This is a genomic window from Polynucleobacter sp. HIN11 (genome assembly GCF_030297675.1).
GTDB lineage: Bacteria > Pseudomonadota > Gammaproteobacteria > Burkholderiales > Burkholderiaceae > Polynucleobacter.
Genome location: NZ_AP028142.1, coordinates 275,906 through 298,449, shown reverse-complemented (window position 1 = coordinate 298,449; position 22,544 = coordinate 275,906). Strand labels below are relative to the sequence as shown.

At 40.7% G+C, this 22,544-nt stretch carries 19 protein-coding genes; 2 read left to right on the top strand and 17 right to left on the bottom strand.

Annotated elements, in window-relative coordinates; all coding sequences use genetic code 11:
- Window positions 1–15: 15 nt before the first annotated feature.
- From QUE60_RS01605 to QUE60_RS01575, 7 genes are all read right to left on the bottom strand, one after another.
- On the bottom strand, window positions 16–1,275 hold the full coding sequence (locus tag QUE60_RS01605; protein ID WP_286226981.1) for a glycosyltransferase WbuB: 1,260 nt from the start codon (window positions 1,273–1,275) through the stop codon (window positions 16–18).
- A 15-nt stretch (window positions 1,276–1,290) separates the two neighbouring features.
- Entirely contained in the window at window positions 1,291–2,019 is a 729-nt protein-coding gene (locus QUE60_RS01600; RefSeq protein WP_286226980.1) for an FkbM family methyltransferase, read from the bottom strand.
- A 12-nt stretch (window positions 2,020–2,031) separates the two neighbouring features.
- Window positions 2,032–3,174 (bottom strand): glycosyltransferase family 9 protein, encoded by a 1,143-nt coding sequence (locus QUE60_RS01595; RefSeq protein WP_286226979.1) that lies wholly within the window; start codon window positions 3,172–3,174, stop codon window positions 2,032–2,034.
- Window positions 3,175–3,188: 14 nt separating this feature from the next.
- Window positions 3,189–4,265: a glycosyltransferase family 4 protein gene (locus tag QUE60_RS01590; protein ID WP_286226978.1), complete on the bottom strand. Its 1,077-nt coding sequence runs from the start codon at window positions 4,263–4,265 to the stop codon at window positions 3,189–3,191.
- Between the two features lie 25 nt (window positions 4,266–4,290).
- Window positions 4,291–5,718: an O-antigen polymerase gene (locus QUE60_RS01585; protein ID WP_286226977.1), complete on the bottom strand. Its 1,428-nt coding sequence runs from the start codon at window positions 5,716–5,718 to the stop codon at window positions 4,291–4,293.
- Window positions 5,705–6,829 carry a glycosyltransferase family 4 protein gene (locus tag QUE60_RS01580; protein WP_286226976.1) on the bottom strand — a complete coding sequence of 375 codons (1,125 nt, stop codon included), beginning with the start codon at window positions 6,827–6,829 and terminating at the stop codon, window positions 5,705–5,707. Before QUE60_RS01580 ends, QUE60_RS01585 begins: the two co-directional genes overlap by 14 nt.
- A gap of 415 nt (window positions 6,830–7,244) precedes the next feature.
- Complete coding sequence (locus QUE60_RS01575; protein ID WP_286226975.1) at window positions 7,245–8,027, bottom strand: FkbM family methyltransferase; 783 nt, start codon at window positions 8,025–8,027, stop codon at window positions 7,245–7,247.
- A gap of 273 nt (window positions 8,028–8,300) precedes the next feature.
- On the opposite strand from QUE60_RS01575, the gene QUE60_RS01570 reads away from it, so the two are divergent.
- Entirely contained in the window at window positions 8,301–9,203 is a 903-nt protein-coding gene (locus tag QUE60_RS01570; RefSeq protein ID WP_286226974.1) for an FkbM family methyltransferase, read from the top strand.
- A gap of 167 nt (window positions 9,204–9,370) precedes the next feature.
- Here the strand turns inward: QUE60_RS01570 and QUE60_RS01565 are convergent, their stop codons facing one another.
- The 9 genes from QUE60_RS01565 to QUE60_RS01525 form a co-directional block, all read right to left on the bottom strand.
- Window positions 9,371–10,306 (bottom strand): UDP-glucuronic acid decarboxylase family protein, encoded by a 936-nt coding sequence (locus QUE60_RS01565; RefSeq protein WP_286226973.1) that lies wholly within the window; start codon window positions 10,304–10,306, stop codon window positions 9,371–9,373.
- An 11-nt stretch (window positions 10,307–10,317) separates the two neighbouring features.
- The gene (locus QUE60_RS01560; RefSeq protein ID WP_286226972.1) at window positions 10,318–11,661 is read right to left on the bottom strand and encodes a flippase; all 1,344 of its coding nucleotides are present in this window, start codon (window positions 11,659–11,661) and stop codon (window positions 10,318–10,320) included.
- A gap of 612 nt (window positions 11,662–12,273) precedes the next feature.
- On the bottom strand, window positions 12,274–12,759 hold the full coding sequence (locus tag QUE60_RS01555) for a MarR family EPS-associated transcriptional regulator (protein WP_286226971.1): 486 nt from the start codon (window positions 12,757–12,759) through the stop codon (window positions 12,274–12,276).
- 275 nt (window positions 12,760–13,034) lie between these two features.
- Window positions 13,035–13,889 carry a Wzz/FepE/Etk N-terminal domain-containing protein gene (locus QUE60_RS01550; protein ID WP_286226970.1) on the bottom strand — a complete coding sequence of 285 codons (855 nt, stop codon included), beginning with the start codon at window positions 13,887–13,889 and terminating at the stop codon, window positions 13,035–13,037.
- A gap of 65 nt (window positions 13,890–13,954) precedes the next feature.
- Window positions 13,955–15,337 (bottom strand): hypothetical protein, encoded by a 1,383-nt coding sequence (locus tag QUE60_RS01545; protein ID WP_286226969.1) that lies wholly within the window; start codon window positions 15,335–15,337, stop codon window positions 13,955–13,957.
- Entirely contained in the window at window positions 15,330–16,349 is a 1,020-nt protein-coding gene (locus tag QUE60_RS01540; protein ID WP_286226968.1) for a hypothetical protein, read from the bottom strand. The genes QUE60_RS01545 and QUE60_RS01540 overlap by 8 nt, the downstream gene beginning before the upstream one ends.
- A 103-nt stretch (window positions 16,350–16,452) precedes the next feature.
- Window positions 16,453–17,433: a GDP-L-fucose synthase gene (gene fcl / locus QUE60_RS01535; RefSeq protein ID WP_286226967.1), complete on the bottom strand. Its 981-nt coding sequence runs from the start codon at window positions 17,431–17,433 to the stop codon at window positions 16,453–16,455.
- An 82-nt stretch (window positions 17,434–17,515) separates the two neighbouring features.
- Complete coding sequence (gmd, locus tag QUE60_RS01530) at window positions 17,516–18,649, bottom strand: GDP-mannose 4,6-dehydratase (protein WP_286226966.1); 1,134 nt, start codon at window positions 18,647–18,649, stop codon at window positions 17,516–17,518.
- 35 nt (window positions 18,650–18,684) lie between these two features.
- On the bottom strand, window positions 18,685–20,196 hold the full coding sequence (locus QUE60_RS01525; protein ID WP_286226965.1) for a mannose-1-phosphate guanylyltransferase/mannose-6-phosphate isomerase: 1,512 nt from the start codon (window positions 20,194–20,196) through the stop codon (window positions 18,685–18,687).
- Window positions 20,197–20,354: 158 nt separating this feature from the next.
- Here QUE60_RS01525 and QUE60_RS01520 point away from each other — a divergent pair, with 158 nt between their 5' ends.
- Window positions 20,355–21,320 (top strand): GDP-mannose 4,6-dehydratase, encoded by a 966-nt coding sequence (locus QUE60_RS01520; RefSeq protein WP_286226964.1) that lies wholly within the window; start codon window positions 20,355–20,357, stop codon window positions 21,318–21,320.
- Window positions 21,321–21,370: 50 nt separating this feature from the next.
- Here the strand turns inward: QUE60_RS01520 and waaC are convergent, their stop codons facing one another.
- On the bottom strand, window positions 21,371–22,537 hold the full coding sequence (gene waaC / locus QUE60_RS01515) for a lipopolysaccharide heptosyltransferase I (RefSeq protein ID WP_286226963.1): 1,167 nt from the start codon (window positions 22,535–22,537) through the stop codon (window positions 21,371–21,373).
- Window positions 22,538–22,544: the final 7 nt, after the last annotated feature.

The following is a 22,544-nucleotide window of genomic DNA, read 5'->3' as shown; positions in this document are numbered from 1 at the left end:
TAGTCTTAAAATATTTCATTGAGCCAATTCTTTTAGCTTGGCCTCAAATGATCCCAATATAAGATCTTTATCTAAATTATCCACTGCATATTGAAGGCCCGCTTGCCCAAGCCTGCATCTCAGCTCTGGATCTATGACCAAATTCAATAATGCACCACAAAAAGCATCCAGATCATTTGGCGGAACAACCAAGCCACCAATTTTTGACACATTGGCAAGTTCAGTACCGATGTGTGCACATGCTAGCACAGGCCTTCCACTTGCTAATATTCCTCCAAGCTTACTGGGCATTACTATGTCAGCAGCGCCACCTCGTTGAGGCAACAAATGAATATCTGCCATCGTTAAAAAATTTACTAACTGCTCTTCAGGCTGGAGATCTATAAAACGTACATTTTTTAGGCCACTGCATAGATCCATTAACGCATTGCGACCAACTCCATCGCCGCAAAATACAAAATGTAACTGAGGAAGGGGCATGTCGGAATCGGCAAATCGCTTAGCTGCTTGACCTAATATTTCAAGGCCTTGTTTAGCGCCCATGTTTCCAGAATATAAAGCTACTACAGACTCCATTGGGAGCTGGAGCCGCTCTCGGTAGTCAATGTATGTTGATGCCCTAACAATATTACAGCCTTGAGAAGGCTGGAGACTTGATGCAACATCCACCCAATTTGGGAAAAAGAAAGTTTTTTCAGGTTGCACGCCCTTGCTGATAGCTTTTTTAACCATTGCACCCGATATGGTGCTAATTAAATCAAATTGCCTCATCAGCAATTTTTCAATCTTTAAAATTACACTCTTCAAAAATACCCCTTTTAGTATTCCCAAATTAAAAGCGGCATCAATTTCATAGTCCTGTATGTGAAGTATAGATTTCGCTCCACTAATTTTGCTAGTTATAAGTGCAGTAGGCGAAGTAAAAAAAGGCGGTTCAATTGTCATAACGATATTAGGTCGCCAAAAAATTTTCCAAAACATAATTGGAAAAGATGAAAGAGAAAAAGTAGCAAGATGAATAAGCCTTGTTAAACCTGTAACATTGGTTGGAATCCAAATTGGGCAGCGCCAAACCCTTACGCCATGCAAAATCTCCCTACTCCAAAAATATTTCTTAAAACCATCACTCACCCTCCACCTAGGATAATAAGGATAAGAGGTAATAACAGTAACCTCGTGACCCCTCATGACAAGCCAACGAGCCATCTCACCAGAATACTTTCCAATCCCAATTGTCTCGGGATAGAAATTTAGAGTATTAATCAAAATTCGCATATAGCAAAAAGGACACTATTTTTTTATAAAAACAAAATCAGCCTGTACGGTTCTGCCATTCTTATCATAATAAGAATTGTAAAAACCATTAAAAATAAATTCTCTTTTGAGAAGCCATTCAATTACTGTGAACGCAAGTTTTTGATTTTTGTAGAGCTCAATAAAAGAGCACTCACAATAAATCACATCGATATTTGTAAGCAGACTCTCGCAACCCACCAATACCTCGAATTCATAGCCTTGAACATCAATTTTTAATAAAGATGGTGATTGAAAATCGTCAGAAGTAAGAAATTGATCCAATCTCCCAACATTTACCTCCTGTAATTCAAACATATTTGTTCCCGGAAAGATTTCAACTTGCGGGTCATCAATCTCTAATAATGATGAGGAATCATCACGCGCAGAAACATGCATATATGTTTTAGCAATCGAAGGACCAATGGCAACGGAATTTAGGATGGTATTTGCATGATTAGAAAATATTTTATTAAAAATAGAAGCAGGTATTGGCAATGGTTCAAAAGCATATATCTTTGCATTTGGAGACCATTTATTAGCTGCCAGCGAAAATTGCCCTCTATTTGCGCCGATATCGACTATCGTGTTAAATTTACGCTTAAGTAACGTCTTGTGCTCAGAGCCCATTAAGACGCCGTATTTTAGGAAAGAAAATATTGCCAATGGTGAAGAAAAAATATAAAGAAATTTTATAATTCGAAGATAAATAATTTTAAATGTCATAACACTATTAAATTAATTTAAAATTTTGATGATAAGTTCAAAAACTTTTTCTACAGAAACATTTTCAATGCATGGCGTTGAAGTTTCGGCCTTAAGGTATTTACAATTCCAGTTGCATCCATAGCAGTCCATATAATAATTTGCCACTAAAAAAGGGGGTGGATTTAATAATTCTTGATATGTTAAAAAACGCCCAAAATGACCACCTCCCGCAATACAAATGGTGGGCGTATTAGTGCATGCTCCAATATGGGCAGCACTTGTTTCATTGGTAATCAATAATTTTGCATTACCAATTATCTGAATAAGGTTCAAAAGGGATGTTTTTGCAGTTAAATCAGTTAATGGATATTTTGATAAATTTATAACATCTGTAGAGATAGGGATATCGGATAATGCCCCACAAATAACACCATTAAATTTGAAATTCTCAGTGATTAAATTAGCCGTTTCAGAAAAAAATTTTGGTGGCCAGCGTCTACCTGACCAGCTAGCCCCAGGAAATAATACAAAATATGATTTATCCTTCAATAAATTGGGTAGCAGAGCAGGGTTAGATTCAAATTTAGATAATTTGAAATCTTCATCTGAGCCCATGGCCATATAAAAAATTTTATTAATCTCAATTTCACTTTTTATATTAATATCATTTATCATATTGTTATATAATCTATCATAATAATTTTTAAGATAATGTGAATTATAATTTAAACTATTACCGTAAAATCCGATTCTAAATATCGCATTAGACAATCTAACAATGGGATCAGACCAAAAGGGATCTCTAGAAAATACAGGATTAATAATTGTTTCAAAACCATAATTTCTGATTTTTCTAAAAATAGAAAATCTGTAGAAATAATTATAAATAAATTTTTTTCTATTAACGAGCCAAACTTCATCAAATATATTATTTAGATTAACAAGTTCACCCCAGGATTGATTTGCTAAAAAAACCAATTTATATTTGCCTCTAGGATATTTTGAACGCAATGAATTTACGTTTCCATTCCATAACAAAAAATCACCAATGTGATCTAGTCTAAATATTAATACAGTATTTTTTCCTTGAACAGAATTACCTATTAATAGTGAAGATATAGAGTCCAAGAAATAAAAAGTATAAGCTAATGCATACTTTATTATTTTTTTCATAAAATATAGAAATTTCAAAAGTATTTATTATGAATTTTATAGTATAAATCTATGTATTTATTGATCATTAATTCTTTGTCAAATTTAGCAATATTTTTATAACCCATATCTATTAAAATATTTTTTCTATTGTAATCATTTAGAATATTTAAAAATGATTTTTCAATAGAATTAGGATCTATAAAAATAATGGCGCCCCCTGAAATTTCTCTGATAGACGGTATATCAGAAGCAATTACTAAGCAACCGCAAGCTTGGGCCTCTATTACAGGCCAGCCAAATCCCTCAGAAATTGAAGGGAAAATTAGTGCTTCAGCCCTCGAATATAGTATATTCAAAATCTCACTGCTTGGATTCTGCATACAAATCACTTGATCTGACTCAATATGATTAGATAAATCTCTCATGGAAAATTCAGTTATTTTGCCACCTGCAAAGATTAACTTATAGTCTTGGAATTCAGTGATTTCTCGTAATTTTAAAAAAAGGTCTAAAACAAACTGCCTATTTTTATACCAAGCAGAGCCACCAACATGAAGAAAGTATTTGATATTGTGTTGAATTAATTCATTTAAATTAAAGTTTTCGCTAACTTTAGTATCGGTTTTTTTGAAATTAAAGTTTAAAGAATTATGTATTACAACTATATTTGACTTTGGAATTTTTATTATCTTAACCAGGTCCTCTAGTGTAGCATTACTAACGCTAACGATACACTTAGACAACTTAAGTGAATATATTAATAAAGAGTTGTATATTTTTCCAAAAAATTTTATTCTATGTTGCTTATAAAAACCAAATGATGATTTTACAGAATGTAAATCATGACATGTTATTAAACACTTTTCTGTATTCAAAAATAATAAATATATTGAATTAGCATGATCGCATATGTGTATTACGTCATATTTTCGAGAAATAAAATTTAAAAATGGTAAAAAAAGTATAAATCTATCAATATAGCCAAGCCATTTTATTAAAAAATTATTTTTGAAAGCAAAATTACCAAGTATTACAGGTGGAAGTAGTAAGTCAGCTTTTATTTTTTTATATTCAAGCTCAGCAATTAATAAATCAGCATACAATTCCATGCTTATATTCTTAAGTGGCGCATAGTTACCTATTAATAATATCTTCATTTTTATAGATCTTAAAAATAGTTTTATATAGAATGTAAATAATCGTTAGTAGAAATAATAAATCTCGTAATTTCACAAAAGTGAATTGAGATAAATCTTGCTCAAAATTTAACAAATTGTATATAAATATTAATTTAATAAAAATTCTAATTAATTTATAGTTTCTATTAAATATATAATCAAAAAATTTATACAAAATGCACAATAATATTGGATAACAAATCGAACCAATAAAACCAAAATCGTTATATCCTGCCGTTATTATTGTATTCGGTCCGTCAAAGATATTAAGGCCTATTAAAGGGTGAATATATTCTTCTGGTGATACGCTATTCTTAGAGTCTATTAAGAAAGATGGCACTGAAGTTATCATGGAATTATAAAACTCCATCCCATAAAACGGAAAACCTATGCTGTCTTTTGCGTAATTTATTAATACTGCCAGATAGGATAATATAAATGCTCTTTGATTTGTATTGCCAACTATGTCTCCTGAATAATTTTTAGTATCACTAATATATTCTAAGACGGCATATATTGATGTTCCCTCTCCAATATCTGGTAGTGATTGTCTAATTATAGCGAATAGAATTATACTAGCAATAATTGCGAAAAAATATAAAAAAAATGCTCTATTAAGAATAGTTTTTCTAATGTCAATGTGTTCATAATGAACACTGAATTGATAAATTACCATTGTTAATATTGAAAATATAAATACTCTACGACCTACAAATGAAATAAAAATTAACAAAAATATATTCAAAATAATGAAAGATATTTTTATATATTTATTTTTTTTATAGCCATGTAATAGTGCTATTGAAAGTGCTGGTAATACTGGTGTATATAACATGACAATAGCTCCAATAGGGCTAATTTTGTCATTACTGTCTTTCAAAACACCTAAATATCCAACTTCACCATATAAAAATGAGAAGATTGAAATCGCATACAATAAAATTAATATTATAAGATCATGTTTTTTTATCTTATATTTATTTACATCATAAAATAAACTTTTTTTCTCGTTTAGAGATAATATAAAAAGTATAGCCCCACAAAGATAACTTATAAATAACGCCTCACTCAATGAAGTTACTGTATAAATACCTCCAAATAGATTAATTCCTTCCGAAATATCGTTTGATCCAAAAAATAATGAGGTCGATTGGTATATATATGTTAAAAATACATACGAAGTAAATACCATTATTAACATTACTGAATAGTAACTTATTTTTATTATTTTCTTATAAATTATGAATAATATTAGTATGTAGGTTACTGCACCTATCAAATTAGAAAAGTTAAATACGTCAATATTTCCTGGATTAATTAATAGTAATATATTTGCTATTGTTAGCAGTAGCAATACTGCTACCTTTAAACTATGCTCTTTCATTAAATATATCTATATATTTTTTTGAAAGAGATTTAAGTGAGTATCTTTCTTTAGCGAATTGCTGCCCCCTTTTTCCATAACTTAGCCTTAAGTCATTATTGTCAACCAAAGTTTGTAAACATAAAGTTAATGACTTTACGTCTTGTTCAGTATAAATTAGCCCGCCTGGCCCTATAACTTCTGGTATTGCTCCGGAAGAAGATCCTACGCATGGGACTCCTGACATCATCGCCTCCGCAAGAACTAATCCAAACTGCTCCTTCCATCTTTTAGTTGATACGGATGGCAATACAAAAATATCTATGAATTTGAAAAAGTTAGGCATTTCATTATGGGGAATTGCTGGGTGATATTCCATCATATCGCCTAAAATTTTCATCCATTCAGTAATTTCTTTTAGCAATGGACCGGATCCCAAAATTATTAACTTTTTATTGGGACAGTTTAATTTGAGAAATGCATTATATAAATCTCTAAGTCCTTTCTCTTCTACAAGCCTTCCTGCATAACCAATATTTATAGTCTCTCTTTTTGTTTTATCCCCATAAATGTATTTTTTTTCATTCAATCCCAGTTGAGGCAATACGTAAATTTTACCATTGTATTTTTTATTGAATCTTAATATTTTTTCGCCATCAATGTTGCCTACAACTACAAAATCCGCTAAGCTTAAAAAATATCGATTAGAAAACCTCTTCCAAATATTTTTCGGAAAAGTAGGTGTTCTGTCTAAGTTATCCCATAAAAAAAAGCTTATTTTAGTTTTTTTGCTAAATAAAAGCTTTAATAATATAACTTCAAACGCGATAATTGAATATGGATCCTCTTCAATATGAATTCGTTCTGGCCTGTATTTTATAAGTAAAAATATAATTTTAAATGGATCCAATAAGTACTTCATATGGCTCGAATTAAAGTAACTTTTTATCTCAACAATTTCCTCTTTGGCAAGTTTTTTATTTCTTTGCCTTTCAATATAGCCAAATGATCCTTTTATAAATTTAGGTGTAAATATCCTGATATTAATATCTTTATTAAATTCTTTAATATAAACATATTTTTCTTGAGCAAAGGCTGTAATATATGCTGCGCCAAATACAAATAAATTCATATAATAAATAATTTAGTGAATTTAACATTCACTAATCCAATTAATTTATGCCGCATGATTATTAAGATTATTCTAATTTTCTTAATTTTCTAAAACTGCAAATGATAAATACTACTTCATGCAAAATAGCAATTAATATATGCCTTCAAACTTAATTTTCGCTTTATAAAACTATTAATAGATAAATTAACGCTGAAATTAATATTCTTTAAAAAAAGTTCTGATTTTTTTATATCTAAACCGTCAAATTTAATTTATTCAATAAAAAATTGAAAATATTGATAAATATTTATTAATTTATCGCTAAAATAATGTCTCCATTCACACTTTCCTGTGATAGCTCTTTAATATGTGTAATTATCTTTCTATTTAATATTAATGAACTTAGTTTTGCTATCTTCGGCCAATTATTACTCTAAGGAGTTCGTCTTATTACTTTGTAAGCTAGCGCCCTACCCTCAAAAGCTTGCAAGATTTTTTCTATATTTAATTTATTACTCCAAGATTCAAAAATTATATAAGCTCGCATATCTTCTGGCAAAGCACTTGCAATACCATTTAATACAACTGTCTCGTAACCCTCTACATCTATTTTTATTACTCCATGTTTAAGCCCTTTTGTCCTCATACGATTGAATAACTCTTTTAAAAATTCTGCAGTATTTTTTATAACTATATCCACCTCAAAATAATTTTCCTCATCTAATTTTGCAAAGCCGTCCTTACTCGATAACAAACTTAATTCATAGGAATTTATTGAGTCTTTTATAAAGGCTCCTCCCCAATTTTTCTTGGGAACCGTCAACTTGACAGTTCTGTCGGACTCCCCAAGGCCGATAGGGTAAATTACAGCCAGTTTTTTTGAGAGAGTAATTGCAGTATTTGCCTCCAATATCTTGCATAATATGGGATTTGGCTCAAACATGTGCACCTCCTTAAAAAATTTCCCCGTTTGACATGAAATTAGACCAATATTTGCACCTATATCAACCAAAAAATCTCCGTAACCAGATTTAGAAAAAGTTTCAATTAGTTTTGTAAGGATAGGTTCGTGTAGACCATCAATCTGTGGCCGGATAGAAATAATGTCTCCACCCTTTAGAAAAAGAGTGGAGCTATTGACTGTAATTTTTTTGTACAAAAATTCCCTAACTCTACTTAAAATAATCTCTCGAGGGTTTTCGCGATACTCAAACATACATTTCCTTTAAATTATTTAATTTAGTACACCCACTTAATAGTAATATAGGTAAAAAACCCGGCACTTAAGCGGCCCAACACGCCAACTCTACTATGTGTAGGTTTTGTGTGTTTTTTTGTTCGTTTTGTAGCAGCATATGCTAACGTAACCCATTGGGTTTATTGGATTTTACATAATTGTGGTTACACTTTGTGCAATAAAATGCAAAAGCGCTTTCCACTCCTACTACGCACACGTAAAATGCGAAGCTACACATTAAAGACAATGAAAATGCTAAAGCAACTTCACGAAATCACAAGATTCATTCTCAACCATCCACTAACAAAACAGAACAAGCGGAGAGCATTGATAGGTTTTTTGCGCTGGCAAATAGCAGCAAGATTATTAAGAAAAAAAGTAATAGTGCCGTGGGTTGAAGATGCGAGCTTTATTACAGCAATCGGCGAAACTGGACTAACTGGAAACTTATACACTGGCTTTATGGAGTATGAAGATATGCTCTTCTTGCTTCATGCACTTCGCCCAGATGAGATATTTGTTGATGTCGGCGCTAACATTGGAGCATTTACAATACTTGCTTCAAAAGTTGTAAAGGCAAAAAGTATATCCTTTGAGCCTTTACCAGATACCGTTGATAGATTAAAAGATCAAATACAAATAAATCGTATAAATAATGTCGTCAGCGTGAGAAACAAAGGGGTTGGAGACAAAACTGGTGCTTTGTTTTTCACAAATAATAATGACACAATAAACAAAGTAAGTCTGGCCGGCAATGTTGAAAATACAACGAAGGTAGAAGTAACTACATTAGATGAAGAACTTGATAACAATGCAAAGTATTTTTTCAAGATTGATGTAGAAGGTTTTGAATACAATGTTATTCAAGGTGGGAAAAATATTCTTTCATCTCAAAACACTATCGCAATGATAATAGAGTTGAATGGTAGCGGCGATGAGTTTGGACATAGCAATCAAGATATACACAATAAAATAATTAGCCTCAACTTTACGCCAATAGAATACGAACCACTCAGTCGCACAATACACATTTTAAATAGCTACAATAAAAATGGCGGCAATACGATTTACGTTAAAGATATTGATTTGATTAAGGAAAGATGTAAAGCAGCACCAAGACGCTGCGTTCATACAGCAAATGACATTTACATCTAAACTAAATCAGTAGTTCTTCAGATGACCGTATCCTCTCTATTTGGTTTTTCTTAGGTTACCATGTCCCATATAGAGTGGTGCATACTTTCTGAGCATATTGCAAAAATATCCTGACAGCAGAGTCCAATCTGCTCAAAATTAAAACAGTGCGACGACATCTATTATGATCAATTAACAACCTTCTTAAAATAAGCAATCGTTTCTTTCAGGCCATCCTCAAGGGATACCTTGGGCTCCCACCCTAATTTGGCTTTAGCTAAATCAATATTGGGCTGACGCTGCTTCGGATCATCCGATGGCAATGGTTGATGAATAATCTTGGATTTACTGCCAGAAAGCTTGAGAACCATCTCGGCAAGCTCGAGCATGGTGAACTCTCCGGGGTTGCCAATATTAACGGGGCCAGTAAAACCCTTCTCTGAGTTCATCATTCTGACCATGGCGTCGATTAGGTCATCGACATAGCAAAAACTTCGGGTCTGAGAACCGTCTCCATAAATCGTGATGTCTTTACCTTGCAAGGCCTGTACGATAAAGTTACTCACGACCCGGCCATCATTAGGATGCATCCTTGGTCCATAGGTGTTGAAGATACGGACCACTTTGATATCGGTTTGGTGTTGGCGAAAGTAGTCAAAAAATAGGGTTTCAGCACAGCGCTTACCCTCGTCATAACAGGACCGAATGCCAATCGGATTCACCCTACCCCAATAGCCCTCGGGTTGAGGATGCACCTCTGGATCACCATAGACCTCACTCGTAGAGGCTTGCAAAATACGTGCTCTCGTGCGCTTCGCCAAACCCAGCATATTAATGGCGCCATGTACGCTAGTTTTGGTGGTTTGCACGGGATCGTATTGGTAATGCACTGGAGAGGCGGGACACGCCAAGTTATAGATCTGATTGACCTCGACATACAAAGGAAAGGTCACATCATGGCGCATGATCTCCAAATTAGGGTTACCCATCAAGTGCGCAAGGTTCTGTTTGTTGCCAGTAAAAAAGTTATCCACTACCAAAACATCATTACCCTCACGTAGTAAGCGCTCAGTCAGGTGAGAGCCCAAAAAGCCAGCGCCACCAGTGATGAGGATTTTGTTCACTCCAGTCTTATTTAAAATTTTAAACGTGGAGTTATCAAACTATTAATTTGAACAAAGAATATGCGTCTGGAAAACATTAAATTTGTCAGTACCGCTGAACTTAAAGTAGATAATACGGCTACAAATGCAACTCCCGATATTCCAAAGAGTGGAATAACGAAATAGTTTCCTGCAATACACACTATAGCACCTACTAAAGTATTCAAAAGACTGATTAGCGACTTTTGTTCATTAAGCATCCAAAGAACTTGAGCCATACCCATATTAATAAAAAGATTTGTGAAGACATATATAGCTAAAACAATAACCCCTTCTTGGTAATCTACTCCGTAAAGGAGTTGAATAACCGAACCGCCAAAGAGCAAAGTTACGATACATGCCAACCAACCAATAAAACTATATAGTTTAAAAATTCCCTCCAAAGCACCCCAATAAGCAGCTTCACTTTCAGCCTTTTTTCGAGCAACATACGGCGCCAAGCTCAAATTCAAGATTACTGGGAAAACTTGCCACAGTGTGGCAAGCGGTAGTACTGCAGCATAAATACCCAACTGACGAGCGCCGAGCATTTCTTTAATCATAATTTGATCTACGCGCATGTAAACCATTATCGAAATCCCGCCAATAATAAATGGCCAGCTCTCTTGAATCAATTTAAACCCAAGACTTCTTACTTCTTCCCATTTTTTTTCGCAAGGAAATTTTTTGTATGCGACCGATAATCCAATTGCAGCAATTATTCCCTCTAGTACTATAACTACTGCAAAAGCTTCGATTGGAGCTTTAATTAGAATAAGTACAACTTTGACACCATTTGAAACCAGATAAGCCAAAAACTTGGCAATCACAGTTCTCTTACTTTGGCTTTGGCTTTGGAACCACAAGTCAACAGTATCGGCAGCCTGAAAAACCAAAGCACCACCAATCAAAATGGTCAACTTCACACTTAGGTCATAAAAACCATTTGCCCAAGCCATGGCAATAACCGCCCCAATCCAACAAAGAATGCCAGCCCAAAGACGCAAGACGAAGGTAGTTCCAAGCAAGATATTAGCCCTGCTTTTATATTGACTAATATCCCGAACCACTATGCCATCCAAACCTAAATTAGCAATTGCCTGGAATATTGTTATATAAGCAATTACAAATGCTAATTCTCCATACTGGGCTGGCCCTAGATATCGGGCGATCCATGCGCCTATTATGGTCCCCAAGCCCAACCGAAGAAACTTGTCCAAAAAAAGCCAAGCACTATTGTGCATTATTGGCAGCACAACATCAGCCTCTTTAAAAATTTTACGCAGCAACACGCTGAATTGAGAATATCTTTTTATATGAAACCGAAATTTACCCATATTTACCCATATTAAGCAACGAAGAATCACCGCCAAATAAATCACATATATAACTTAGCCCTCACGTTATTGAGCTAATTCACTTAATAATTAAAAATGATTAAGTCGATGAGCGTTTTAAATTAACCCGCACTTCTGAATCAAAGAATTCTTTCTGACCCAGGAGGGGTTCATATGCGATTAACCCCTCTTCATTCAGAGTTGCTTTGATAATTACGACTCATGACTTGAAGGCATTATTTGATATGAATATTAGCAATCGGAGGCCCTGGGTGGTTCAGAGAATAAACCCTTTCAAGAGCGAAATCTAGAGATGTGCATGGTGCCGAGAAAGCAAAATTAAATTTGGGCGGCGATAACCTATACCAACTACTATATTCTTCATAAAGAGCTCTGTTAATAAGCGCTAAAGCTATCTTTTGATTTATTGAAGGCTTCATTGGAACCTCAAGCTCGCTAATGCCCGATCCCGCGCGTATGCTCTCGTGCCGCATAATACTGCCGGCAAAACCGCTGCACTAAATTCTGTTGCGGCAAGCTCATCTTCCCATCCGCCTAAGAGACCGTCGCTCACCCGGGCGGTTATGCTCTGCAATCCATTCGCATGACACCTCATGTGGCTTGCCCCACTGGAGTACTCGCGCTAAGCAGAGGACTTTCGACTGGCAGTGCTAAGGCAACGTGGTCTGAATTACTGTTGACCAACTGCGCACGCAGGCGAGCGATCTCGCTACGCAGCTCTTCGAACTCGCGCTCCTTGCGCTGCAAAAAGTGGGTGGTCAGCTGCAGCTTTTGAATGACGCCCTTGGGGGTTAGAAGGTAAATGTACTGGAGCTTATCGGGATTTTGCGAGAAGTTACCCCACTTGACGAGGCCCTTTTCCCTTAAGGCGCGCAGGCAGTAGTTGGTCTTACCGAGGCTCACCCCTAGGGCGTCAGCCAATTGGCGTTGGGTCCAGGCAGGGTTTTGCTCGAGGAGGCTAAGGAGCCTGAGTTGGACTTCGGAGCCCGTGGTTGAATGCAATGACTCCTCCGCCGGCAACTGTTGTGTAGGCTGCACAGGTACTTCTTGGGAATAATTGGTGGCGGCTGCGGTCATGGGGCTCTGTTATTTGGCTTGGTGCCGTTAAGGGTGCTGGGTTGGGTTAATGATTAAAATTATTATAACCATTTGTTCATGTGATGAACAACTTTTTCAGGCTCTACTTTTTTTGGTGAGTCAATTGATTTTGAGCGATGTTGATTACTTTAATCGCGCAGCCAAAGGGATTTAGGGAATATATTTGGGTGGCGACAGACAACCCCGGGTACCTCAGATGTAATGGAATGCGAGCTCTTAAGGGGCTCAGGGGTTTTAACCCTTTTGACGCTGTGTCAATTAAGGACCGCGCGGTTCGATCGGTACCACTTGCGTGCTAGGGCCAACATCAGACCTAGAAAGCCCCCGAGCAGCAGGCCAATTAATAGGCTATTGCGCTTTTGGGGGAAGACCGGCCCATCCTTTAGGTAGATCGGTGCGGTGAGGTGGGCGGCGCGGCTTTCGTTGCCGGTAATGATGCTTTGCAGGTTCGAGATCTGATCGAGCAGGTAGCGGATCTCGTCGCGGGTGGCGAGGTAGGCAGCACTCACGGCCGCGCCTGATTTATCAGCCTTGGCGATCACCTGGGTGGCGCGGGCTAGGCGCTCCTCCTCGATCTTCAATTTTTTGCTGGCCTCGTCGATGTAGGGGGCGACTAGCTGGGCCTGGCTCGTCTTGATGAGCTGGTAGACGGCATTTGCGCAGGTCTGCGTGATCTCTTTGGAGGCGTCACGAACCTTAAGGTCCACGGTCCCGCCCACCCCCCTGGGGATGCTGAGCTTCACTTTTTTTGCAAGTTGGGCGTCGGCGTCCTTTTCGTCTGTCAGGCCGCAGAGCGCGATGGTCTCCTTAGGGTAGGAGGTCGGCAGCGCCATGCGGGCAATCAACGCCTGGGGCTCCTCGACATTGATGCCCAGGGGGTTAATGTTGTTGTTGTTGTTGTTGACGTTTGCGATCTGCGCCATCTTGATTTGAGCGCTAGCTTCGTACTGCTTAGGGACCACCCAAAAGAAAAGGGCGGCACCAGCGATACCGAGGATTATGAAGCCGACAATGGTTTTCCAGGACTCTTGGATGAACTCAATGATGTCGAGAAGAGAAATCTCCGACTCGGATAAATCAGTTTCATTTACTTTTGAAAGATTACTCACTCACGAACCTCGGTTTAAAAATATTTCGTAAATAAAATATTACTGATTATTTAACTAACGATTTATTAATAAGAATTTCTTTGTTTAGTAAAAAGCAATGCGGGAAGGAGTGCCAAAAAATAATAAAGAATTTCAATACCGTGTTGAACTGTAACTTCTCCTACAGTATATAGACAAAAAATAAGTACCACAAAACCCAACACGGTCATTCGGGCGGGGTACGCATGACGCGCCGCCCGAATGAATACCATCAACAGGGCAGTGAAAATCAAGCCAAGCATGGGAACACCAAAAGCAAGCCCCAGCTCCACCCAACCACTGTGTGTTGCAATCCCCGGGGAGTTTGGGCCTATTTCCATTTTTGGTGGGGCATTTGGATGTTTTGCAAACGGGTAGCTTAGCGTACCAACGCCCTGTGGATAAGACATGATGGCCCTGGTTCCCGCTGTTGCCCACGCGACTCGCTCATAAGTATTGGCAGCGACTGATTTTCCGTCCTCGCGTTTAGGGTAACCCATTTGGGTAGGGTTTTGCCAATTGGGATATCGATCAATTTGCACTGCCACTTTGGCATCCGCAAATAAAGTATGCCAACCCTTGTTGACAGTCATTTGTAGATACGCAAAGTACAAAACTACGCTTAAGCCAAGGCTTGCAATCAAGAGTGCTAATAAACTTTTTAAGTTTAGAGAACGTTGCTGACTACGAATAAAAAAAACGAGTGCACAAAGAAACCAGAAGCCATACAAAATCGTTGATAAGCCAATACCGTTACGAGCATCGACGATGTAAACAAATGCCCACAATGCCAAGGCGGTACCAAGTAGCCAATAAACAAGATACATAATCCTTAACTCTTTCCAGCGATATTGGATTGCCCTTAGATGATCTAGTAGTGCTCCATCAATACCTGCAATCAATATCATCCCCATGAGCACGGTATTGATCTTCAAATGAAACAAGTAATGATCATAATCAGGCACGAGTAGTTTGTTTTGCGCTAGGGCTCTTGGGATATATTGTGAAAAAAGTGCTAAAAAAGCAATCAAAATACCTAGCCACAATAGATTAAGTCGACTGGGACGATTTCTTAGTGTAAGTCCGGTTGCTAGACCAACAATCGATGCCATGAAAGCGCGTAACCATGTACTTTTCATTTCCTTAAACTGCTCAATAGGATCAAGTGAAAAAAATAGATAATGAACAATTACCCAGACGAAGGTAAGCGCTACAAACATAATAGGCAATACACTAAAAAGGGTGTATTGTTCTTTGAGCCTTCTTTCCCGCCATTTTTGAGCGATGTAATAAATAGAAATTAAAGTTCCACTCACGAGCAAGATATTGCGTAACGCAATTGTATCTTTAACAGCCCAGATTCCCAGAAGAGCACTGCTTAAAACGATCAGATATAAGCCTAATCGATCAAGAGTTAGAAATTTATTCATTTGAAATAAATTTTTCGATCACGTCATGGGGAATCTTGAGTAGGCGGCAGAGTCGATCCCCAACACCATAGGAAATGATGACACCATCATCATGCAAGACCATACTCACCACAATCTCAATTCCGATATGTTCGATGAAAAAAGGTCTACTAATTTCAATGATCTGAAGATCGGGGCTAAAGAGCACAAAATGATGGGTGTACATCCGAGCGCCTTGATAAGCGATTGGGGCTGAATGCACCAGTGCCAAATACCCTTCGGCATATGGCACTAAATTTGATCCCCCGCGGTACGGATAGGGTACTTCAGCCGCTACCGAATCAAAGTTATCTGGCAAGTGGATTGGCTCCATGGGAGAGTGCATCGAGAGAATCTGCAAAGGCTCTACGCTATAAATCAACTTTAACTGCGATGCATGGGCAACTGGAATCCAGTTCTTTTCTACTTTCTGCCCTCGTGGCGACGGCAAGACCTGATACTGAGTAATCCGATGTCCATCAAGCTGAACCATAACCTGCCCAATGGCGCCCGCCGCACGATTACCAATGGCGGCAATGCCCCACACCCCACCCTTCCAGTCAAATAGTCGAATATCTTCAAGAGCAGAGGTCCAACCCGATTCATCCTTACTCAACAATGATTCATCCAGAACGTCGTATTTGATGATATTCAGTTGCGCATCTAGCCACATCACATAATTGACATCTTTGGGAGCATCGGGATTCGTCACGCAGACGCGGTCATTAAATACATGGACTGCACTCGATCGTGCGATCATCAAATAGCCATTGGGTATTTTTAATAAACTGGGGTTATACGCTGGGTTTGGGGTATTTAAGGAAAGCTTGATGCGTTTTACCCTATCCAGATTGATTAAAAATGGAGTCGTGGTCGCCGTGATGTGAGCATGTAATTGAGCTACATCCGCTTTGGATGCCCACACTTTTTCTCTCCAGCGTCGGCCAAAGAGAATCCGCAATAGGATGTGGTCGGTGCGAAACGCGCTCTTCATTATGTCTTAATGGATCAATTTCAAAATCATTCTAAATTTTAAAACCACGAAGTGATCGGATGACCCTTAGTGGCTCGATGCGTCGCAAAGGGTGCTTTTGGGGCTATTTTCGTAAATCCAGCTTCACGTACTCGTCATAAGCAGTGGCCAGACCCTCTTCCAACCCAACCTTAGGGCTCCACCCTAGACGGTTTAATCGTTTAGAGTCCATGAGTTTGCGCGGCGATCCATCCGGTTTTGTCGGATCAAAGGTAATCTGACCTTGATAGCCAGTTGCTTTGGCAATCGCATCGGCTAATTGTGCAATGGTGATATCGCTACCAAAACCCACATTGATATGGCTTTGCATGGTTTCAGTTTGCGCCTCATAGGCTAGTGGATCGAGCTGCATGACAAACACGCTGGCAGCAGCCATATCATCGACATATAAAAATTCACGCTTAGGAGTACCAGTTCCCCAAATCGTGACCTCGGGTGAGCGATTGATCTTCGCCTCATGAAAACGCCGAATGAGTGCCGGAATCACGTGGCTATTTTCGGGATGGTAATTATCCCCTGGGCCATACAGATTGGTTGGCATCACCGAGCGATAGTCCACCCCATGACTTTTGCCGTATTGGCGGTTATAACTTTCGCACATTTTGATTCCTGCAATTTTGGCAATCGCATAGGGTTCATTAGTGGGCTCGAGCTTCCCAGTCAAGAGTACATCCTCCGCCATGGGTTGCGGGGCTAACTTGGGATAAATACAGCTTGAGCCTAAAAACAAGAGTTTTTTAACGCCGCTCACAAACGCCTGATGAATTACGTTGTTTTGCACCATCAGGTTCTCATAAATAAATTGCGCAGGATAGGTGTTATTGGCATAAATCCCGCCTACCTTGGCTGCGGCTAAATACACCTGATCGGGTTTTTCGGTCTCAAAAAAATGACGAACCGCGGCTTGATTGGTAAGGTCCAATTCTTGGTGTGTGCGATAAATCAGATTGGTATACCCTTGGCGCTCTAACTCGCGCGCAATGGCTGATCCGACCATACCCCGGTGGCCCGCGATGTAGATTTTTTGCTGAAGATCGTTTGCCAAGAAGAGTCCTAAATTCGTTTCGAGAGAGTTAAGCGTGTTTTGCTGATCGGTTACTTTTACTTACTTTTCGCTTGCTTTTCACTTACTTTTCCTTGCCCACTGCCACCGCATAGCCATGCTTTTTTAATAGCGCATGCTGCTTGGCTTTTTCAAGATCGTAAGCCACCATCTCAGAAATCATTTGATCCAAAGTAATTTCAGGGACCCAACCGAGCTTCTCTTTGGCCTTGGTGGGATCACCCAGGAGAGTCTCGACTTCGGTAGGACGGTAGTAATGGGGATCGATTTGCACAATCACATCACCCACTTTGAGCGCAGGCGCCCTATCTCCCTCAATCTTTGCCACAATCGCCTTCTCGGCCTCCGCTTTACCTTCAAATCTGAGTGTGATTCCTAACTCGTTGGCGCTCTTTTGAATGAACTCACGAACCGTATATTGCACGCCAGTCGCAATTACAAAATCCTCTGGCTTATCTTGTTGGAGCATCAACCACTGCATGCGTACGTAGTCTTTGGCGTGACCCCAATCGCGAAGCGCATCGATATTACCCATGTAGAGGCATTTCTCTAAGCCTTGGGCGATATTCGCAAGGCCCCGGGTGACTTTGCGTGTTACAAAGGTCTCGCCGCGGCGTTTGGATTCATGGTTAAAGAGAATGCCGTTACACGCATACATGCCATAGGCTTCACGATAGTTCACGGTAATCCAGTAGGCATAGAGTTTCGCGACTGCATACGGGCTTCTGGGATAAAAAGGGGTCGTTTCCTTTTGGGGAATCTCTTGTACCAAACCATAGAGCTCAGAAGTCGATGCTTGATAAAAGCGGGTTTTCTTCTCTAAGCCCAAAATACGAATTGCTTCGAGCATGCGAAGCGCCCCAATCGCATCCACATCGGCCGTGTATTCGGGGGACTCAAAGGAGACCGCCACATGGCTTTGCGCACCTAGGTTATAAATTTCATCGGGTTGGGTTTGCTGAATAATGCGCACCAAATTACTGGTGTCCGTTAAATCCCCATAGTGGAGAATCAAATGAGGATGATTGACATGTGGGTCTTCATAGAGGTGATCAATACGCTCGGTATTAAAGAGTGAAGCGCGGCGCTTAATGCCATGCACCACATAGCCCTTCTCTAATAGAAATTCTGCAAGGTAAGAGCCGTCTTGACCAGTGATTCCGGTAATTAAAGCAACTTTGGCTTGATTTTTACTCATGGCTTCCCTCTTAACTCCATTATTCGCTATTGAGCTTATTGTCGCCCATAGGTGTCTTCAAAGCGCACAATATCATCCTCACCCAAGTAAGAGCCGGATTGAACCTCAATAATTTCCAAGGGCTCTGTGCCGGGGTTGGCTAAGCGATGGGTTTGCCCTTGGGGGATAAAGGTGCTCTGATTTTCATGCAAAGTGAGCACCTGATCACCATTAGTAATCTCAGCAATACCTTTGACCACAATCCAATGCTCAGCGCGGTGATGATGCATTTGCAGCGATAAACTCGCTCCGGGTTTAACTTGAATGCGCTTGACTTTAAAGCGCTCGCCCTCATCAACACTGTCATACCAACCCCAGGGGCGATTAACTTTGCGATGCAGGTTTTTCTCTTCGCGCCCTGCTTTCTCTAAGCGACTCACAATCGCCTTGACCTCTTGGCTATTGGCTCGATTCGCTACTAAGACCGCATCGGCAGTCTCCACAATCACGAGGTCGTTCACGCCCACTGCGCTTACTAAGCGCGTGCTTGAATACACCAGGCTATTGGTGGTTTGATCCAAAACGGTATCGCCCCGTGTCACATTCCCTGCATTATCTGCAGCGCCGACTTGCCAGACCGCATCCCAAGCACCCAGGTCATTCCAACCTGCATCCAATGGCACCATTTGAATGGGAAATCTACTACCCGGGCATTGCTCAATCACCGCATAATCAATCGACTCACTCGGAATCGCTTCAAACAGGGCCTTGTCCGGACGAATAAATACGGTGCCATCGTGCGCGTCGCTGGTTTTACCACCCCATGCTTGAGTGCTTGCTTCCAAGATATCCGGGCGAAATGCCTGGAGGGCTGCAAGCCATACGCTGGCCTTGAGTACAAACATCCCACCATTCCAATAGTAGCTACCCTCCTTTAAATACTGGGTCGCAGTTGCCACATCGGGCTTTTCAACAAAACGCTCAACGGTCATGCCAATATCGCCCGCTCCCTGAATATTGACCTGAGCATTGACCTTGGCCTTGATGTACCCGTAGCCAGTCTCTGGGCCAGTGGGGGTCACGCCCAGGATGGCGATTGCCCCGGATTGCGCAATGTGGAGCGCGGAGTGCATCGCCTCTTCAAAGGCGGGTTGATTGGCAATCGTTTGGTCGGCTGGGGTAATGAGCAAAATGGGATCATCGCCTTGCGCCTGTGCACACAATGCTGCCAGCGTAAGCGCCGGGGCAGTGTTACGTGCTACCGGCTCGAGTAGCAACGTTGCCTTTGCATCCTTTAACTCACGCAATTGATCGAGCACTAAAAACCGATGCTCTTCATTGGTGACTATTAAGGCTGGCTCTGGTTTGGCATGCGACCCAATGGCTTTTTGAGCACGGCTTAGGGCTTGCTGAAAAAGACTATGCTGGTCTTCATTACTTGAGAGAACCAGAAATTGCTTCGGGAATCCCGAGCGCGATAAGGGCCACAAACGCGTGCCCGAGCCGCCACAAAGAATGACAGGGATCACTTTAGAGCTTAAATTAGGATTGGGCACAATTCGTATCATTTTTCAGAATAATCGTATTGTAAAGGGGGAAGGGGAGAAGCAAAGGCTCCCACAAGGGATCTAAGCTGAGGTCCTCTGCCCCTGACTCCGAACTCTGCATGGATCCTCATGAAAACCCAGTACTGCTCGCGCCTTCGAAAAGTTCGTATCATTAGCGTATGAGCAAAAAAGCCCTCATTATTGGCATCACCGGCCAAGACGGTGCCTACCTCGCCCAATACCTCTTAGGCAAAGGCTATACCGTGGCTGGTTCATCGCGCGATGTAATGGCCTCCTCTTTTCATAATTTGAATATTCTGGGAATTCGCGAACAAGTCAAACTTCTCTCGGTCTCCATTAATGATTTTCGTAGCGTATTTAATGCCATACAAGCGTGCGATCCTGATGAGATCTACAACCTTGCTGGACAAACCTCGGTGGGACTCTCGTTTGAACAGCCGGTCGAAGCGATCGAGAGCATCGCCATTGGCACGCTCAATATCCTAGAAGTCATTCGGGTATTAGGGAAGTCTGTGCGTTTTTACAATGCGGGCTCCAGCGAGTGTTTTGGTGATACTGGCACGACCCCCGCCAATGAATCCACACCCTTTGCACCCCGTAGTCCCTATGCAGTTGCGAAGTCAACCGCCAAGTGGCTGATTAACAGCTACCGCGAGTCTTATGGCCTTTACGCTTGTACAGGGATCTTGTTTAATCATGAATCGCCCTTGCGTCCAGAGCGCTTTGTCACCCAAAAAATCATTGTGGGGGCTAGCAAAATTAAAGCGGGGCTACTTCAAAAGATCCAACTGGGGAATTTAGAGATCTGCCGCGATTGGGGCTGGGCCCCGGAGTATGTAGAAGCCATGTGGCTCATGATGCAGCAGGATAAGCCTGATGATTTTGTAATCGCGACGGGCCGCATGGAGTCCCTCACCTACTTTGTCGCTAAAGCCTTTGAGTATTTTGATTTGGATTGGCAACAACACGTAGAAATCAACCCAGCATTTTTCCGACCCAATGAAATTCAATACAGTGTGGGCAATCCCGAGCGGGCCATTCAACAACTGAAGTGGAAAAAACCTACCGATATTGATGGAGTGATTGAGCGTATGTGCGCTGCTCAAGCGCAAAAGCTTGCTTAGCACGCTTGGTACGCTTAGTAGACAGTAGACTCTCGTTTTACTCCGATGAATCAAATCGATGACTGCGTCATTAATCGCTGACAAGCCGCAAGCACCTCAGCCACTTCAGGCGGATGCCCCACATCGCCGTGATTGGAAATACGCTCTGACCAATAGCCTTCAGTTTTCCACCTCGGGGAGTCGCAATAAATCTCGACCGTGGGTTTACCCAAAACAGCCGCCACATGGGTTAAACCGGTGTCCACACCCACGATGAGTGTGGCGTGGGCAATGAGCGAATAGGCCTCCTCAATCGAGATGGCTCTGGGAACGATTGCCCCGGGGATGTGACTTGCGATGAATTCACTCACCTGCCTTTCGCTCGTGTTCCCCCAAGGCAGTACTAATCGGTAGCCCTCTTTAGCCAATGATTTTCCTAAATCAATCCAGGACTCATTGGCCCAGCGCTTGGCGGCCCGCGCCGTGCAATGAAAACACAGCACATACTTCGCGATGGAGTCATTAGCCGCGCTCGAAAGACTCTCGAGGGATAGGAGTGGAAGATGCTTTACAAAATCAGGGGGATAAAACTGCGGTGGTTCGGCCTCGCGTTTAATGAGTGGCCAGTCCATTGCCGAACACATCACCCAACGCGCGCGATCAACCGCGTGGCACTGTTTAGGCACCTGCACTGCTTGGGTATAAAAAAAGCGGGCCAGTGGTTCATAGCCTGAGTACTCCGTGGCATTCCCCAGGCCCGCAACCACTGCATGAGCGGATTTTTTTGCAAGTGCGCACACCAAGGCGGATTTGATTAAGCCTTGCGTTTCAAGAATCACATCGTAGCTGGTGGCTTGGAGTATTTGGCGCATCGCTAAAAACTCATGCCAGGTACTTCGACTCCAAAGGCTTTTGCGCCAGCGCCGAAACGCGAGCGGAATAATTCGATCAATCCCTCTAAATGTGCTCGTGGTTTCTAAGGGTTTGAGTAATGGGACGTAGGCCTCCTCCACAATCCAATCGATTTGCGCATGGGGTAGGCGCTTGCGCAAATCCCAAACGATGGGCAGGGTATGGAGCACATCGCCTAAGGACGAGAGCTTGACGATCAAGATTTTGGGGGCATCCCCTCCCTGAATGATCAACCCTGTCTGATCAGCCTGATCGACAGATGTGTGCTGTGACCCTTGTGTCTGCGATGAACTAGCCATGGCTCGATTATCGTATGGTTTAGTCATGGGCTTC

Coding starts and splice junctions, on each gene's coding strand:
- QUE60_RS01605 (WP_286226981.1), bottom strand. CDS start 1,275: ATGCGAATTTTGATTAATACTCTAAATTTCTATCCCGAGACAATTGGG.
- QUE60_RS01600 (WP_286226980.1), bottom strand. CDS start 2,019: ATGACATTTAAAATTATTTATCTTCGAATTATAAAATTTCTTTATATT.
- QUE60_RS01595 (WP_286226979.1), bottom strand. CDS start 3,174: ATGAAAAAAATAATAAAGTATGCATTAGCTTATACTTTTTATTTCTTG.
- QUE60_RS01590 (WP_286226978.1), bottom strand. CDS start 4,265: ATGGAATTGTATGCTGATTTATTAATTGCTGAGCTTGAATATAAAAAA.
- QUE60_RS01585 (WP_286226977.1), bottom strand. CDS start 5,718: ATGAAAGAGCATAGTTTAAAGGTAGCAGTATTGCTACTGCTAACAATA.
- QUE60_RS01580 (WP_286226976.1), bottom strand. CDS start 6,829: ATGAATTTATTTGTATTTGGCGCAGCATATATTACAGCCTTTGCTCAA.
- QUE60_RS01575 (WP_286226975.1), bottom strand. CDS start 8,027: ATGTTTGAGTATCGCGAAAACCCTCGAGAGATTATTTTAAGTAGAGTT.
- QUE60_RS01570 (WP_286226974.1), top strand. CDS start 8,301: ATGCTAAAGCAACTTCACGAAATCACAAGATTCATTCTCAACCATCCA.
- QUE60_RS01560 (WP_286226972.1), bottom strand. CDS start 11,661: ATGGGTAAATTTCGGTTTCATATAAAAAGATATTCTCAATTCAGCGTG.
- QUE60_RS01555 (WP_286226971.1), bottom strand. CDS start 12,759: ATGACCGCAGCCGCCACCAATTATTCCCAAGAAGTACCTGTGCAGCCT.
- QUE60_RS01545 (WP_286226969.1), bottom strand. CDS start 15,337: ATGAATAAATTTCTAACTCTTGATCGATTAGGCTTATATCTGATCGTT.
- QUE60_RS01540 (WP_286226968.1), bottom strand. CDS start 16,349: ATGAAGAGCGCGTTTCGCACCGACCACATCCTATTGCGGATTCTCTTT.
- gmd (WP_286226966.1), bottom strand. CDS start 18,649: ATGAGTAAAAATCAAGCCAAAGTTGCTTTAATTACCGGAATCACTGGT.
- QUE60_RS01525 (WP_286226965.1), bottom strand. CDS start 20,196: ATGATACGAATTGTGCCCAATCCTAATTTAAGCTCTAAAGTGATCCCT.
- QUE60_RS01520 (WP_286226964.1), top strand. CDS start 20,355: ATGAGCAAAAAAGCCCTCATTATTGGCATCACCGGCCAAGACGGTGCC.
- waaC (WP_286226963.1), bottom strand. CDS start 22,537: ATGACTAAACCATACGATAATCGAGCCATGGCTAGTTCATCGCAGACA.